11 protein-coding genes are annotated in these 17,478 nt (G+C 38.5%); 4 read left to right on the forward strand and 7 right to left on the reverse strand.

Annotated features, from left to right (window positions below; genetic code table 11):
* Nucleotides 1-83 precede the first annotated feature (83 nt).
* On the forward strand, nucleotides 84-1,955 hold the full coding sequence (locus NSTC745_RS29715; protein ID WP_445634210.1) for a CHASE2 domain-containing protein: 1,872 nt from the start codon (nucleotides 84-86) through the stop codon (nucleotides 1,953-1,955).
* A 224-nt stretch (nucleotides 1,956-2,179) separates the two neighbouring features.
* Nucleotides 2,180-2,566: a PspA/IM30 family protein gene (locus NSTC745_RS29720; protein WP_445634211.1), complete on the forward strand. Its 387-nt coding sequence runs from the start codon at nucleotides 2,180-2,182 to the stop codon at nucleotides 2,564-2,566.
* Here the strand turns inward: NSTC745_RS29720 and NSTC745_RS29725 are convergent.
* The gene (locus tag NSTC745_RS29725) at nucleotides 2,563-3,360 is read right to left on the reverse strand and encodes a class I SAM-dependent methyltransferase (RefSeq protein WP_445634212.1); all 798 of its coding nucleotides are present in this window, start codon (nucleotides 3,358-3,360) and stop codon (nucleotides 2,563-2,565) included. The genes NSTC745_RS29720 and NSTC745_RS29725 overlap by 4 nt on opposite strands.
* 284 nt (nucleotides 3,361-3,644) lie before the next feature.
* On the opposite strand from NSTC745_RS29725, the gene NSTC745_RS29730 reads away from it, so the two are divergent.
* A complete protein-coding gene (locus NSTC745_RS29730) occupies nucleotides 3,645-4,604 on the forward strand; it encodes a ribonuclease Z (protein WP_445634213.1) in 960 nt (319 codons plus the stop codon).
* 1,035 nt (nucleotides 4,605-5,639) lie between these two features.
* A complete protein-coding gene (locus NSTC745_RS29735) occupies nucleotides 5,640-7,808 on the forward strand; it encodes a GumC family protein (RefSeq protein WP_445634214.1) in 2,169 nt (722 codons plus the stop codon).
* Between the two features lie 81 nt (nucleotides 7,809-7,889).
* Here the strand turns inward: NSTC745_RS29735 and NSTC745_RS29740 are convergent, their stop codons facing one another.
* From NSTC745_RS29740 to NSTC745_RS29765, 6 genes are all read right to left on the reverse strand, one after another.
* Nucleotides 7,890-8,939 (reverse strand): AAA family ATPase, encoded by a 1,050-nt coding sequence (locus NSTC745_RS29740; RefSeq protein WP_445634215.1) that lies wholly within the window; start codon nucleotides 8,937-8,939, stop codon nucleotides 7,890-7,892.
* Nucleotides 8,940-8,942: 3 nt separating this feature from the next.
* Nucleotides 8,943-11,294, reverse strand: coding sequence for a WD40 repeat domain-containing protein (locus NSTC745_RS29745; protein ID WP_445634216.1), 2,352 nt, complete (start codon nucleotides 11,292-11,294; stop codon nucleotides 8,943-8,945).
* A 1-nt stretch (nucleotide 11,295) separates the two neighbouring features.
* A complete protein-coding gene (locus tag NSTC745_RS29750; RefSeq protein WP_445634217.1) occupies nucleotides 11,296-11,496 on the reverse strand; it encodes a hypothetical protein in 201 nt (66 codons plus the stop codon).
* Between the two features lie 4 nt (nucleotides 11,497-11,500).
* Nucleotides 11,501-13,765: a WD40 repeat domain-containing protein gene (locus NSTC745_RS29755; RefSeq protein ID WP_445634218.1), complete on the reverse strand. Its 2,265-nt coding sequence runs from the start codon at nucleotides 13,763-13,765 to the stop codon at nucleotides 11,501-11,503.
* A complete protein-coding gene (locus tag NSTC745_RS29760; protein WP_445634219.1) occupies nucleotides 13,766-15,331 on the reverse strand; it encodes an NACHT domain protein in 1,566 nt (521 codons plus the stop codon).
* A gap of 368 nt (nucleotides 15,332-15,699) precedes the next feature.
* Nucleotides 15,700-17,148: a protein kinase domain-containing protein gene (locus tag NSTC745_RS29765; RefSeq protein WP_445634220.1), complete on the reverse strand. Its 1,449-nt coding sequence runs from the start codon at nucleotides 17,146-17,148 to the stop codon at nucleotides 15,700-15,702.
* Nucleotides 17,149-17,478 lie beyond the last annotated feature (330 nt).

Below are 17,478 nucleotides of genomic sequence, written 5' to 3' on the forward strand. Positions count from 1 at the left end.
TCATTATTATTTAGTAAGTAATATTTTTATATATTAAAATTTTGTAAATAATTACTTATAGCTAAAGGCTAGGAGTAAACCTTATGCAGCCTAAGCTCTGGAAAATAATCAAAGAAGAAATTCGTATTTGGCGTGTAGGTGTATTACCAGGAATTATAGTCATTGCGCTAGTGATAGTTGCTCGTTTGAGCGGTTCAATGCAATCTTTAGAGTGGCTAGCTTTTGATAGTTTACTGCGTCTACGTCCTGAGGAACCTATAGATGAAAGAATTATAATTGTTGGCATTAATCAAGAAGATCGCCTGATAAATTCTTCAATATCAGATCGAGATTTAGCAGCACTACTATGGAAAATACATAGGTGTCAACCTAGAGTTATTGGTCTTGATATTTATAGAGATTATCCGGTAAATCCCGGTCATACAGAACTGCTGGTAGCTTTTAAAAATATCAGAAATTTAATTGCCATAGAAAAAGTATTGCCCATGCAAATTCCTCCGCCACCCAATTTAACTTTTGAACAAATTGGTTTTGCCGATAGAATTACGGATGCTGATGGCAAATTAAGACGGAGCCTATTAATAACACCAACACCTCAAGGAGAAAAATTATCTTTATCTCTACGTTTAGCAGAAGTTTATTTAGCTCGTGAAAATATTAGCTTGAAAAATAGTATTAGCGATCGCACTACAATCGAGTTTGGTAATACTGCACTACCAAAGCTCTTTCCTAACTCTGGTGGCTATGTCCGAACTGATGTCACCGGAGTTCAAGTACTGCTGAATTTTCGTAGCGGTCAAAAAAGATTTAGAACTATATCTTTAAATGATATTAAAAGCAATAAATTTAATTCTCAATGGTTACGCGATCGCATTGTAATTATCGGCATAACTTCCCCTAGCCGAAAAGACTTAATTGCTACTTCGGCAAATACATCTAACTACTCTCCAAAAAGACCAATTCATCCAGTAGAAATCCAAGCACACGCTGTTAGCCAAATTGTCAGCGCCGTACTTGATGACAGACCACTTTTAAATACTTGGTCAGATGGATGGGAATATTTGTGGATTTTTGCTTGGGGATTTTTAGGAATTGCGATCGCTCGATTGAGCAAATCTCCTTTAGCAAATATCATCATTGTCATTACTACAACTTCTAGCTTACTAGTTACTTGCTATTTTCTTTTAACTTGGGGCTGGTGGGTTCCAGTAATTCCTACAATTATAGTTTTAACCGTCAATGGTATAGAACTCACTGCCTTATATCAATGCGATAAAGCATTGCGATCGGGAATTAAAGCTAGACAAGATATTATTGAACGCACATTTGAAACAATTCATAATGGCCCGTTGCAAAGTTTAGCTAAAGTTTTAAAAATGGTTAAATATCAAGATTTGCCAATCAAACAATTACTCCCAGAACTCGAAAAAGAACTTGAAAAACTAAACCACGAACTCCGAGGAATTTATGATTATTTACAACGAGAACCGCCAACTCAAGACAGTAGTCTTTATTTAGGAAATACTTTAGTATTAAATTTGCAAGATCCTTTACACGAAATTCTTTATCAAGTTTATAGTTATACTTTAGCGCGAGACTTTCCTTGCTTTAGAACTATTAAAGTTAAAATCCGTACTTTTGAACCCATAGATGAACGACACTTAAGCATAGAACAAAAGCAAGGACTGTGCCGATTTCTCGAAGAAGCTTTGTGCAATGTCGGTAAACATGCCATAGGAGTAACTCGCCTCGAAGTCACTTGCTTTTCGTCTGAAGGCTGGTACACCTTGAGCATTATAGATGATGGTTTGGGCGTTAATTCATCTAGAGAAGGTCGCGGTACCCAACAGTTTAGAAATTTAGCAAAGCAACTCAAAGGTAAATTTCAACGAGTACCTCTTTCTTCTAGAGGAACAATTTGTGAATTGTCTTGGCCTGTAACTAAATTTTGGTAATTTAATAACTCAGAATTATACATATAGTCAATGGTCGAGAAAATATGTATTTTATAGAAACAAATTAGTTCGTAAAATTATCGTTTTTATTCTGAATACTGAAATTGAGTCTTCACGAAAAACCAATGAATTGGCTAATTATTTTTTTCTAAACTAATAAGAAGATTTCCACTGTATTCAAAAGTGGTTAATCTGGCTAAACTAACTATTAATAGGGGTAAAAAATGGTAAACATAAGTCACTCATTTACCCAAATAAAATCACATTTATATTCTCAAAATAGCCAAACTGAGAGCAAAAACCCTGAGCCGCTAGCAGACACATGGAATAATTATCTTCAAAGTTTACGTGAAGCTATTGCTGAATCAAAAACAGCAAAAGAAATTATTCAAAAAGATTACGATCGCCTTCAAGCTTTGGCGATCGCGTGGGAAAAAGAAATTCAAATTGCTTTGAAAAACTCTCGTGAAGATCGAGTTCGTCAGGCATTCGCCTATAAAGAAAATTGTACTGCCAGAGCGCGAGAATTAAAAACTTTAATCGAACGGCATGTTATCCATGTCACTACTCTTCAAATCCGACTTCTTTATTGGGAGAATCAAGCAACCTAACTTTTAACAGCAACAAACTCAATATTAGTTGCAGTATATTTCAGCGGTGTATTTGTAGTTAACCATTGGTCTACAAATTCAAACACGTGATATTTAGGATATGAAATACGATTTTTAGGCAAAAGTTGTCTATGCCAAAAGTCAATAAGTTCAAAATTAGTTTGCTTTAGGAGGTGTTTTACCATTTTTTGGGAATACAATCGATCGTGATAAAAGTCTCCCCGTAAATGGGCTAAATGCTGAGTCCAAGAAAGATAATAAGGAAGAAAAAAACAAAAGAAAAGGCCTGATGGTTTTAACACTCTATGAATCTCATCAAGAGAAGCAAGGTCATTAGAAACGTGTTCTAAAACTCCAAAACTTAAGACAACATCGAAGCTTGCATCGCTGAAGGGAAGTAAATAAGGATGTTCTAGGGGTACAACTTTTAGAGATGCTTTTTCAATAATTGGTGTAATCTGCTCAAAAGCTGAATCACCGCCACCGAGAACATCACAACTAGTAATTTGAACACCCATTTCACGCATTAAAAAAGAAATATGTCCCTTCCCACATCCCCAATCAAGAACGCGTACTTTATCCAAACTTGTCCCAAACCAATACTCTAAAACAGCCCTCACGTATTCTGTGAGATAGAGGAAAATGTTCTGGGAGGCAGAGTTTGTTAAAAAGGCGTGGCTATCTATATCTTTTACTAAATCAATCAGCTGGAGATTGAGAGGTAAATTTTTTTGAAAATTACTATGTCTGAGAGCAACCAATTTTTTGCGATTATCTATTGAATTTCTACTCATAGTTATATGGATTTTCTCAAGCTAAAAGGGACTGGGGATTGGGAGGCTCTTGACGCAGGAGAAAAGCTTAAAGGCAAAAGGGAAAAGGAATAAATTTAATCTTTCCCCTTTTCCCCGGTTGGTGAGCTTGTCGAACCATACCCCTTTGCCAATGCCCCATGCCCCATGCCCCATACTCCATGCCCCATGCCCAATACCCAATAGAAAAAGTATTTTGCTCATCAACCGTGCCACTATAGAAACATAGAGCTGCAACTTGAGCAAGAGGAAGACTAAAGAAAGCTGTGCAGATAACATTCTTAGGGACGAGTTCCGGGGTACCCACGCGATCGCGCAATGTTTCCAGCGTCGCCCTGAGATTACCCCAAAGGGCAGAACTGTGGTTATTTGACTGTGGCGAAGGCACTCAGCATCAAATCTTGCGGAGCGAACTAAAAATCAGCCAACTCTCCCGAATTTTTATCACTCACATGCACGGCGACCACATCTTTGGCTTGATGGGACTTCTTGCAACTTGCGGCTTGGCTGGCAATGTAGAAAGAATTGACATCTACGGGCCGCCTGGATTAAACGAATACATTCAAGCCGCCTCGCGTTATTCCCACACGCACTTTTCCTATCCCATTAAAGTCCATGCCATTCGTCCAGGGATAATTTATGAAGACGATGACTTCATCGTTAGCTGTGGTAATTTACATCACCGGATTACGGCTTTTGGCTATCGCGTAGCCGAAAAAGACCGTACAGGACGCTTTGATATCGAAAAAGCCAAAGCCTTGCAAATTCCTTCCGGCCCGATTTACGGTCAACTCAAGCGCGGCGAAACAGTAACCCTTGAGGATGGACGCGTGATTCATGGTGCCCAATTGTGCGGCCCTACAGAAATTGGCCGCAAGATTGCCTATTGTACAGACACGGTTTTTTGCGATGGCGCAGTGGAATTAGCAAAGGATGTAGATGTATTAATTCACGAAGCCACCTTTGCCCATCAGGATGCAGACATGGCTTTTCAACGGTTGCATTCCACAAGTACAATGGCAGCCCAAACAGCTTTAGCTGCCGGCGCACATCGGCTGATTATGACTCATTTTAGTCCCCGTTATGCTCCCGGAAATAACTTAGAGTTAAAAGATCTCCTCCAGGAAGCCCGTGCGATTTTTAAGAATACTGACATGGCTTATGATTTCATGGTTCATGAAGTACCCAGGCGGCGCGAAGTCGAGTTAACCAAAGTAAGCGTGTAAAAATGTTCTTTTTACCACCCCCCAAGACATCAACCACCAATGATAGTCTTGTAGCCTTTGATACTATTTTCAACTAAAGATTTCCATCCAAATATTTTTTATATAGGAATCGAGCTTGATTCCTGAAATTAATTGCGTGGTGCGCCCAGCGCCAGCGCCATAGGTAGGGAATAGATAAGAGGATTCTATAGCCGTTCTCGCTTGCGTCAAATACCAACCTTCGTAGGGGCTTTACAGTTGTGCATTGGTGTCAACTTCACGTGAAACCCTTGTGAAGACGTGATATTGAGTTCTACTCACTTACTATCAAGATCCGCGTTACCCCACCCCGATTTTGTCTAAAGCCAAAATCGCCCCTCCCCTTGGCAAGGGGAGGGGTTGGGGGTGGGGTAAAATGATTGTGGGGCAAGAGTTTTAACTTAAGTTGACACCAGTGAGCATTGCTGTACCCCTACTGTTCACCGTGGTGTACTGCATTCAAACAATAAATGCTATAGAAGATTAACTGTAGTGAATTTTTTTCAAAAATCAAATATAAGTCTATATTACAAGTAGGATTTACGCAAAAATCCCTAGAAAGCTTCATTTATCCTAGACGGTTTGTGACTTGCTGTACTCCTAATCGAGAAGCAAGCTAGGCACAGCCTACCGTTCGCAAAGCGTCTCCTACAGAAGAATCCTAGAGTGTGCGTAAGACCTTACAAGTTAAAAAAATTACGTTGCTAGCTATTAGTAATGTGCTAAATTACAACAGCGTCTAGTTAAATAACTCAGAAAAATAATTAATTTTTTATCAAGATTTTTATTCTTTAAATAAAGATTTATTGAAAAAAGCTTGTTTTAGTACTGATTGAAAATTTATATGCATGAATTCATGAACATGAAAACGTTAGTTGACATAAGATCGTTTCAAGTGGTTTAATCTGCGGACAAAAATTAAGTATTTTTTATATTTTGTAGGTGTAAAAAATCATTTTAAAAAATGGCGATCGCAATCTTAGAAATAAATTTTTTCGATATTAGAGGAGTTTGATAGTGGTTAAAACTAGTCTGAATCAAGACCAAGAAGTTATCACCTCAGTACAAAGCAGGTTTAACATCAGACAACTACCTACTATTTTGCTTCGTCAACGCTTTGTGATTTTGGGGGTTTGGTGTGTAGTTATGTCGGTTGCCAGCTTCTTTGCTGTCACTGCCAAATCTAATTATCAAAGTTCCATGCAAATATTGGTGAGTTCCAATTTATCTCAAGGAGCGCAGTCAAATAATATTACACAAGACACAGACACTAAAAGTATTGATTACAGTACTCAGATGAAACTCATGCTGAGTTCCAAGCTACTTCAAAAAGCTGTAGATTTACTTCATTCTAATTATCCAGATATCACCTTAGAATATCTCAAAGGTCAAAAAGAATATACCAAACAAGCACCTCTAAAAGTCGCTCCAGAAGAGGTAAATACAACAGCAGAGCCAGTTTTTAGTCAAGTATTTGAAGTTTCTTTTAGTGATGGCGATCCAGTTAAAGCACAAAGAATACTTCAAGCTTTACAAAAAGTCTATCAAAATTACAATAAAGAACAACAAAAAGAGCGTTTAGATCGGGGACTGGCTTTTGTGAATACCCGCCTCCCTGAAATCAAAAAAGAAGTCAGTCAAGCTGATAAAAATTTAGAACAGTTTCGCAAAAAACATAATTTAGTCGATCCGGAAGCACAAAGTAAAATCGTGCTAGAATCTTTGGCTGACATTCAACAACAGCTACAAAACACCCGCGCCCAGCTTCAAGATGTTAACGCTCGCTACGATAGCCTACAACAAGAAATAGCATCTTCTTCCCAACAGAATGCCCAACTTTCTTCTCGCCTAAATCAATCAAGTCGTTACCAAATCCTATTAAATGAAATTCAAAAAACAGAACTAGCGCTGGCTAAGGAACGGTTGCGTTATACAGATGATTATCCATCAGTAGAAAAACTCAAACAGCAACGCCAAAACCAACTAACATTGTTACGGCAGGAAGTGAAAAATATCACTAACGCTGGCAAGGACGAAAAACTTTTACAAGCCGGAATAGTCGGAGTTGAACCCAAGCTAATAGACGAGTTAATTCTGCTACAAACAAATGTTTTAGGGCTAACTGCTAATGAAAAAAGTTTAGTGCAATCAGAACAGCGACTTCGTTCGGAATTAGACAAATATCCTAACTTAACAACTGAATATAATCGTCTGCGACAAAAGGTAGAAACTAGCCATAAAACCCTCGAACAATTACTTCAGGCACAACAGTCCTTGGGAATGAAAATTTCTCAGGAAGGATATAACTGGCAAGTTTTGGAAGAACCTGCTTTAGGTACTTATGTAGAGAATAACAAATTATTATATTTGCTTGGAGGAGGAGTAATTGGGCCAGTTTTAGGTATTTTAGTAGCCTTGATTTTGTTTAAGTTTAATGACACTATTTATAGTGAGGCAGATTTCAAAAAACTGACAAATCTGCGCGTATTGGGAACGGTACCAAAATTGCGATCGCTTCATCCTAAAAAGCGTCTTTTAAATCGATCTTGGAATCAGCAACGCAGTTTACCTCCTGCTATGGTAGAACCCAGCGCCAAGTTGCCTGTCCATGAAAATTTGGACATGATCTACCAAAACATTAAAATATTCAAATATCCTTTGCCTTTCAAGTCGTTGATGTTGACTTCAGCATTACCAGGAGAAGGGAAAACAACTTTAATATTAGGACTAGTGGCTAGTGCAACCCGAATGCATCGACGGGTATTAGTAATTGATGCTAACTTACAAAATCCTAACCTGCACAAAGTATTAGAACTCACCAATGATTGGGGATTATCTTTGTTATTAGTTGATGAGACAACTAGTAATTTTCAAGATTACATTCAGCCGATTCACCCATTCATTGATGTTTTGACTGCTGGCCCCGTTCCAGAAGATAGAGTGAAGCTGCTAAGTTCTCAAAGAATGAAAGAACTAATTGAGTTATTTGAAGAAAATTATGACTTAGTACTGATAGATGCTCCATCAATTTTACCCACGGTTGATGCTAGGATTATCGCATCTTTTTGCAACGCGATCGTCATGGTAGAGCGCATGGGTAAAGTAAAGCAAACTCAATTAATTCAAGCTATTGAAATCTTAAGTAAGTTGAATTTAATTGGAATTATCGCTAATGAAGTGAAATAGAATATAGCCTTACCTAATCATTCGTGGAAATTTAGATCCCCGACTTCTTTGAAAAGTCGGGGATCTGCTGACTCTCGCTGCTTATAGTGTTTTTTGCCTCAACCAATCACGAAAACTAGCATGATAAAGACTATAATTTATTTGTGCTGCTATTGATTCTAAATGCAAAAACTCTCGCCATTGATCCAAAATTACCTTGATTTCATATTCATCCTCATCTAATTTTTCTGCTATCATCTCTATTGAGATTGGTTGCTCTTTAACTAAGATATTTAACATCTGTAAAGCCATAGTTGGGTGCTGGCTGGTTGCTAAATTCATCTTGTTTAAGTGATTTTGGTAATAGAGTTGTAATTTTTTGGGATAAATATCTTGATTAATAGCCCTCAAGATTTCACTAACATACATGAAATTTGTTTCATCTTGGCTAATCAGTGTTACTAAATGATGGTTAATATCCTGAGTATTTAAATAGTTTTTAATATATTCATGAATATCAGCGCGATTTTGTTCAGAGTAGGCTGATAAATCTAAAGATTGGGCTGGAGCTTCAATTAATAAACCCGATTTATCTGTGAGAAACGGACGACGAGTGAGGATAAAATAAACCTTTTCTGGCAGATATCGGGGTAGATAGAAAATATTTGAGCCGCGTGGTTGATTGTTAATATCAATTTTGTCGCAGCCATCAATAGTAATAATTAATCGTTGCTCTGGATGCAATCTATCGCTGATTTGTTGTAGTAACGATGATAAAAAAGCACTATTTTCTGTGGTAGAGTTTGTCAAACTATCAGCAATATTTTTACTACCTTGACTTTGGGCAATTTCTATTAATTGAGTGCAAATCGTCGTCAGAAATTCCTCAACGCGATTTTTTCCGGCAATTTCGATATTGTAATAGACAACGCCGGGATTTTGGCTCACATAATGGGCAAGAATGGCACTTTTTCCAATCCCAGGATCGCCGATAATAGTAAAGTAACCTCGGTCAGATTGATGGAGAAAGTTATCGATCGCAGCAAAGACAAATTCACGACCGACAAAGTTGTGACTTTTGGCGGTAATGATTTGCTGAAATTCTGGGGGATATCTGGGGATATGAATTGTATTTTCGGTGATATTATTCATTTTTTAACCACCTTCCAACAATAGGATATGAACTTGACCGGATAATTCTCCTGCAACAATTGTCAATCCATCTAGGGAAATTGCACAGCAATCTATAGAATGTTCGCCAATAAAAGTAGAGATTTCCGTTCCCTTCTCCAAATCCCACAGCTTCAGCGTGGTGTCAACAGAACCAGAAACGACTTTTTTACCATCGGGAGTAATAGCTAGTGTCTTTACCGAGTCGTTATGACCACTCAGAGTAAAGATTTCCTTTGCTGTGTGTAAATTCCACACCTTCAAGGTGTTGTCACGCGAACCAGAAACAGCTGTTTTGCCATCCGGGGTAATGGCTACTGCTTGTACCCAGTCGTTATGACCAGTCAGGGTAAAGATTTCTGTTCCCCTATTCAAATCCCATACTTTCAGGGTGTTGTCACAAGAGCCAGAAACCACCGTTTTGCCATCTGGGGAGATTGCTACTGCTTGTACCCAATCATTATGACTAGTCAGGGTAGAGATTTCTGTTCCCCTATTCAAATCCCATACCTTTAGCGTTTGATAAGAACCAGTAACGGCAGTTTTGCCATCTAGGGTTATGGCTATTGCACTGACCCTTTCGTCATAACCACTGAGAGTAGAGATTTCTGTTCCCTGCTCCAAATCCCACACCTTCAAGGTGTTGTCATAAGAACCAGAAACAGCTGTTTTGCCATCTGGGGTTATGGCTACTGCACTGACCCTTGCGTCATGACCAGTGAGAGTAAAGATTTCTGTTCCCTTCTCCCAATCCCATACCTTCAGGGTGTTTTGATAACGAGAAAAAGTTGTTTTGCTAAAATCTACCGAACCGTTATCATCAGTCAGGTTAGATATTTGCTTTCCTGTCTGCAAATCCCACAACTTCATAATTTCGGCATCAGAACCAGAAACGGCTATTTTTCTATCTGGGGAGATTGCTACTGCTAGTACCCATGTTTTATGGCCGCTTAGTGTAGAGATTTCCTTTCCTTGCTGCAAATTCCACACCTTCAGGGTCTTGTCTTCAGAAGCAGAAACGACTGTTTTGCCATCTGGGGTTATGGCTATTGCATTTACATTTTTATTGTGACCAGTTAGGGTAGAGATTTGCTTTCCTGCGTGCAAATCCCATACTTTCAGGGTGTCGCCAAATGAACTAGAAATGGCTGTTTTGCCATCTGAGGTTATGGCTACTACTTTCACCGAACCGTCATGATGACTAGCCAGGTTAGAGATTTCTATTCCCTGCTGTAAATCCCATACCTGAAGAGTCCAGTTCCAGTCATGTGAAGCAGAAACGGCTGTTTTGCCATCTGGGGTTATGGCTACTGCTGTTAGCGATTTGCGATCGCCACTCAGGGTAGAGATTTGCTTTCCTGCGTGCAAATCCCACACCTGAAGCGTGTTGTCCTCACAAGCAGAAACGGCTGTTTTGCCATCTGGGGTGATGGCTACTGCATTTACCCGCAAGTCATCACCACTCAAGGTAGAGATTTCTATTCCCGTATTCAAATCCCACACCTGAAAAGTCAAACTCCACGAGCTATATGAAGCAGAAACGGCTGTTTTGCCATCTGGGGCGATGGCTACTGCTAGTACCGAACCGCTATGACCGGTCAAGGTGGAGATTTCTGTTCCCTGCTGTAAATCCCAGAGTTTCAGGGTGTTGTCCTCACAAGCAGAAATGGCTGTTTTGCCATCTGGGGTGATGGCTACTGCTATTACCGAACCACTATGACCAGTCAGGGTAAAGATTTCTATTCCCGTATTCAAATCCCACACTTTTAGGGTGTTGTCCTCAGAAGCAGAAACGGCTGTTTTGCGATCGGGGGCGATGGCTACTGCTCGTACCGAAGCGTTATGACCAGTCAGGGTACGCAGTAAGTTTCCACCAGGAGTGGTTAATTTGGCTGTAATGGGACGTAAGCGGATATTTTCAGTTTTACTTTGTGCTGCATCTGCCAAGATTTTCTGAATTTCTGGCTGAGGAAAACTCTCTAATCTTCCCCATAGTTGCCCTACTAATTGATTTGGGTCTTGATTCAAAATATGGGCTGATAGATCTAGCGCACGTTGAATTAATTTCAGGGTTTTGATTTGTTCAGTTTCTAGTTTTTCATCTGCTTCTAAATTCTCCAATATTTCTGGAGCGTCAATCAAAGCATAATCGAGAATTAGGGCTTCTACCCCAAAGTTAGTATATTGAATTTTCAAAGAGATAAAATCAAAATCTGTGAGAGTTTGATAATACTTTTCCGAGTTGCCTGCTTTTAATTGTTGTTCGGGGAATTGACCCAAAAATAAATTTTGAAATTCTGCGGACTTTGATGCTAATTTACTTGCAATCACCCCCATGTTATACCATCTCCTTAAGAGGATAATTAGCCATAGCCTGATTAAAAACTTTCAAAAAGCTTTGACCTTTATCTAGTTTGTATTGTTTTTTGATAAATTCTATAAACCTAGCGACAAAGGTGTAATTTTTGGCAATAAATATTTGCTGAAATTCCGGGGTATAGCTGGGGATATTAATTGTATTTGGGGCGATCGTATTCATTTTTTTAATCACCTTCTAAACTTAGAAAATGAACGCGCCCTGATTTTTCTCCAGCTACAATTGTCAATCCATCTGGGGAAACTGCACAACAAAATATAGAACTATCACCAATAAAAGTAGAAACTTCCTTTCTTGTCTCTAAATCCCACAATTTCAGGGTGTTGTCATGGCAAGCAAAAATGGCTTTTTTGCCATCATGGGTGATACATACTGCCTGTACCCAGTCGCGATCGCCAAAAACCAAAGTATAGATTTCCTCTCCTGTTTCTAAATCCCACAGTTTTATCGTGTCGTCGCCAGAAACCGAAACGATTTTTTTACTATCGGTCGTGATGCCTACTGTATTGAACCAGTCGTTATTATCTAAAACTAAAGTATAGATTTCCTCTCCTGTGTCTAAATTCCACAATTTTATTGTCTTATCATAAGAACTAGAAACAGCTTTTTTTCCATCGGTCGTAATAGATAATGTCTGGATAGGGCTTTGATGTCCACTGAAAATAGAGATTTCTTCTTTTGTCTCTAAATTCCAAACCTTAATCGTGCGCTCTTCATCACCAGAAATAGCTTTTTTCCCATCGGAGGCGATCGCTACTTTATTTACCGGAGAGTTATGACCAGTGTTCGCGTAGCGTTCCGAAGGAAAGGTAGAGATTTCTTTTCCTGTCTCTAAATCCCAAAGTTTCAAGGTTTTGTCAGATGAACCAGAAAGAGCTTTTTTGCCGTCAGGGGTTATTGCTACTGCACTTACCCAGTCTTTATGACTAAAAGACAAAGTAGAAATTTCCTTTCCTGTATCTAAATCCCAGAGTTTCAAAGTTTTGTCATAAGAACTAGAAACAGCTTTTTTGCCATCCAAAATGATAGCTACTGTATTTACTGGAGCGTTATGGCCAGTGAGGTGAGAGGTTTCTTCTCCCATCTCTAAATCCCAAAGTTTCAGAGTTTGGTCATCAGAAGCGGAAACGGCTTTTTTTCCATCTGTGGTTATTGCCAATGCTCTTATCGAGTCGTTATGACCATTGAGGTTTGAGATTTCTTTACCTGTGTCTAAATCCCAAAGTTTTAAGCTAGTTTTATCCAAATAACCAGAAACAGCTTTTTTGCCATCAGGGGTTATTGCTACTGCCTGTATCCAGTCGTTATCACCAGTGAGAGTAGAGATTTCTTTTCCTGTCTCTAAATCCCATAGTTTCAAGGTTGTGTCAGATGAGCCAGAAAGAGCTTTTTTGGCATCAGGAGTCATTGCTACTGCATTTACCGAGTTGCTATGACCAGTAAGTGTACAAATTTCCTTGCCTATTTCTAAATCCCATAACTTCAGAGTGTTGTCCTGAGAACCAGAAAGGGCTTTTTTACCATCAGAGGCGATCGCTATTGTCTCTACGAGAGCTTTATGACCAGTAAGGGTAAAAATTTCCTTGCCTGTCTCTAAATCCCATAACTTCAGAGTGTTGTCCTGAGAACCAGAAATAGCTTTTTTACCATCAGGAGTTATTGCCACTCCTATCACCCAGCCGTTATGACCAGTAAAGGTGAAAATTTCCTTGCCTATCTCTAAATTCCATAGTTTCAAGGTGCTGTCATGAGAACCAGAAACAGCTTTTTTGCCATCAGGAGTTATTGCTACTGTACCTACCAAATCGTTATGGCCAGTGAAGCTGGAAATTTCTTTTCCTGTGTCTAAATCCCACAATTTTACAGTCTTGTCAAATGAACCGGAAAGAGCTTGTTTGCCATCGGGAGTAATTGCTACTGCATTTACTCCACCGTTATGACCAGTCAGAGTACGCAGGAGATTTCCGCCTGGAGTAGTTAAGCTGGCTGTAATCGGACGAAATCGAAGAACTTCACTTTTATTTTGTGCTGCATCTGCCAATATTTTCTGAATTTCTGGCTGTTGAAAACACTGCAACCTTCCCCATAATTGCCCTACTAATTGATTAGGGTCTTGATTCAAAACATGAGCTGATAACTGTAGCGCACGTTGAATTAATTTCAGGATTTTGATTTGTTCGGTTTCTAGTTTTTCATCTGGTTCTAAATTCTCCAATATCTCTGGGTCATCAATCAAAGCATAATCTCTAATCAGAGGTTCAACTCCAAATTTAGGATATTGAATTTTTAGAGAAATAAAATCAAAATCTATGAGAGTTTGATAATACTTTTCCGAATTACCTGCTTTTAATTGTTGTTCGGGAAATTGACCGAGAAAAAAATCTTGAAACTCGGCTGGTTTTGATGCTAACTTAGTGGAAAGTCCCCCCATTTATTCCATCTCCTTCAGCATATAATCAGCCATAGCCTTATTAACTTCTCTAAACAGTTTTCGACCTTTACCTAATTTATCTTGCCCTTTAAGAAATTCTAGAAAACTGCGGTGATAAATACTGTAGTAAGTTTTTTCTTCATCAGCATTTACTTTCGGCGTTACATACTCAATCCAATCATTTAACACCAATTTCACCTCATATTCATCCTCATCTAGAATTTCCGCAATCATGTTTAGAGATATAGGTTCGCCTCTTTCTACTAATATATAGAGTGTTTTGACCTTCTTTTCATTGGATTCTTTATCCATTCCCATACGATGCCAATGAGTCGTATAATAGTCCTGAAGACCTTGTGGCAATCCCTTCAAAGTTAAATCATTATATTTACCTTCAGAGATTCCAGGTAATAGATAGCGCAAATATATAAAATTATTTTCACTCTTGACAGCTATTTCCTGAGTAAAAGTATCCTCAGAAATATTGCGTTGCTGAATCCAAGCTCTCAGTTTATTATCATTCTGTAAAAATAAATGAATATATTCTTTGACATCTTCCTGACTCAAAGCTGAATAATCACTTTTTGTTAAATCTAATTCGTCTCCAGGAGTATCTGGAGACAAAGTTAACCTTTTGGTTTCTTGATTATAAGGTCTTCTTGTGAGTAAAAAATAAATTCCTTCAGGAAGATTTTGTGGTAAATCTAAAAGATTACCATTTCCCTCTTGTTCTACTTCATCTAGTGCATCAACAATAATGGCAAGTTTTTGTCCTTTGAGTTCTTCACTGGTTTTTTGCAGTAAAGTTCTTAAATCGGCGTTGTCTGCATTTTGGAGAGAATAACGCTTAATTAACTGTTGGCGAATACTGGCTAAAAACTGCTCTGGTTTGTTGCGCCCTTCTGCGAATACATTAAAATAGCAAGGAAATTTAGTAGCTAAGATGTATTTAGCAGCGATCGCACTTTTTCCCATCCCTGCATCCCCAATCACTGTAAAATAACCCTTGGGTTGAGTTGTGAAGAATTTTTTAATCGCATCGAAAACAAAATCACGCCCGCAAAATAACCGAGTCTTTTCAAAGATTAAGGCTTTAAACTCTTTGGGATAAACATCTAAATTCCAATCTGGATAAGGCTGATATTTGGAGTTTTTGGTTTGTTTAGCAACTGCAATAAAAGCTTCGCCAAATTCTTCTAGTTCAGCTAAAAAGTTAATTTTTGCATTGATTATTTGCGTTTTTAGTTCGTTATTTTGATTAATAAACTTTTTGGTATTCTCTACAAACTGAAAAGCAGCATTATTACTGTAAGCGTTCCAAAAATAATCTTTGACTACTTTCTCTCGAAACAAATTTAAAATTGCTCCAGGCTTAAATACGCCATATTTGACTAGAGTGTAAGCATAAACCCCATCAATATCATCGGGAATTTGCGTAGGATTGAGTTTTAATTCTTGTAAAATTCTGATAACAGCTTCGTTTTTTTGAGCTTGTTTAATGATTAGTTGACTAGCTTGCGGAGCATATTTACTAATCACTGAAGTAATGGCGGCAAACTCGATCATATTTATTACTCAAAATTCACTATTCCAGTTGCGAGCAATATTATACTTAAACATTCAGTAATATCATCTCCGTGAAATTACTTTTAATAAAAGAACCTCACCCCGCTAAACCTGTGCTTTAGCGGGGTGAGGTTTTGGGTATTATGCTTAACTGCCCGGATATGGTAACTAAGTAGACAGAATTAAATGTAAAATACAAAAGTTTAAAACGCCGATAAAAACTGGCTTTTCTCTTCTGGCGACGCTCGCTGACTCGCTAACGCTGCGCTATCCTGCCTTCTATTTAATATTTTCAAAAACTCGGTGTCTCCACCGAGATATGACTGCGGCTGTAATACTTTGTTTAATTATTAATTCTCAATTCTGTTTTATTTTATTTCCTTAAAAGACACTTTAGCCATAGGTGCATTTAAATCTTTACTAGCAAAGGCGCAATATGCTTGTGGATTGATTTGTCCGTAATTTTTGAGAAAATTAATGCAATTGGGGCGGTCTTGAAAGGTGGCTACATAAACTATAAAGGAATTTTTCTTATCTGATAAATTGGGGTAATCTGGTATCCAGAACACTCCTGATTGACTAATTCCTTGGGATTGTAAAATTTTTACTTGCTTAATGGCAGCTTGCAAATTTGGCAAACTAGAATTTGCTACGAAATAAAAAGAATTAGATAGATTAGCGGCGTTTGTAATTGGTGATTCCCGGATTGTCCCTATTTGATAATTTGCTGCTCCCGGTGGAAGAGACAAGGAAGAATTTTCATGAGTTTCTGTTTTTGGAATTATAGAGGATCTAGCTTCTTGATATGTCCCAGATTGGGGAGAGTTTGCTAATAAAAGTCCAATAATCACCGATGCACCGATTAATCCACCGCCGATTAAAGTACTGCCAATAAAAATAGCGTTTTGTTTGCTGCTTTGAGCCGCTGGCAAGCGGATTACAGAATTAGTCAAAGCAGAGAGTTGACTGTACATCGGTACTTTTGGTGCAGCTGAAGTGGCAATGTTTTGCAAGGCATCCAGCATTTCTTTAGCAGTGAAATAGCGCTCTCTAACATCAAATTGAGTTGCTTTTTTTAAAACTTCCATCAAATTGGGACTGATGGCTTCCCTATCCCAAACATGCTCTCCAGTATAAGAATCTGTCATCAATTCGTAGGGCAATTTTCCCATCAACAAGAAAATAGCTGTTAGCGCCAAGCTATACAAGTCACTGGCAAAAACTGGGCGTCCTGCTGCTTGTTCGCTAGGCATAAAACCTGGCGTACCAATAATCATTGAATTACTAACAGTGCCTTCTGGATACATGACTGTTGCCATCGTTTCTCGCACTGCACCAAAATCAATTAAAATTGGTTTGCCATCAGATGAACGCAGAATAATATTGTCTGGTTTAATATCGCGGTGGATGATGCCTTTGGTATGTACAAAGTCCAGCACTTTCAACAGACTGATTAAAATGGGAATTACTTCACTTTCGCTCAAACAACCGTTTTGTTTTACGTATTGGTTTAACGTTTGTCCAGAAACCCATTCCTGTACGAGGTAAAATTGACCATCGGCTTGAAAGTAGGCGTACAAAGTGGGAATTTGCTCGCTCGATCCTCCCAGATCTTCTAAAATAGCGGCTTCTCTTTGAAATCGCCTTTGTACCACCTGGTAAACCTCTGGGTTGTCGGTAACTGGCTTGAGTTGCTTAATTACACAGCGTCGCCCCGAAGGCATTTGGGTATCTTCCGCTAAGAATGTTTCGCAAAATCCACCAGTTCCAAGTACGCTAATAATGCGATAGCGATCGCTCAAAAGTGTTGATATCATAACGTTTTCTTGACTTAGGTTTGTTTGGAAGCACTCTTTATAAATAACAATCTACAACTGCCTGTTTTGAAAACTTTGGCAGTGCATACTTTTTGATATAAATTATTAATTTGTTCTAAACAAATAGGGCATTTATTAGCTGCACACTTATTTGGAGTATCTAAGTATGAGAATATCATGAATTTCACTTTTGATTAACATACTGAGATAGATATGGAGAGCGGTGGAGCTATAGGAATTTGTAATTCTTATTAGGAATTGGGAATTGGGCATTGGGCAAACAGGAGGTGTGGGAGATGTGGGAGGATGGGGAAGAAATCTTTCCCCCCT

The sequence above is a fragment of the Nostoc sp. DSM 114161 genome (assembly GCF_052692665.1).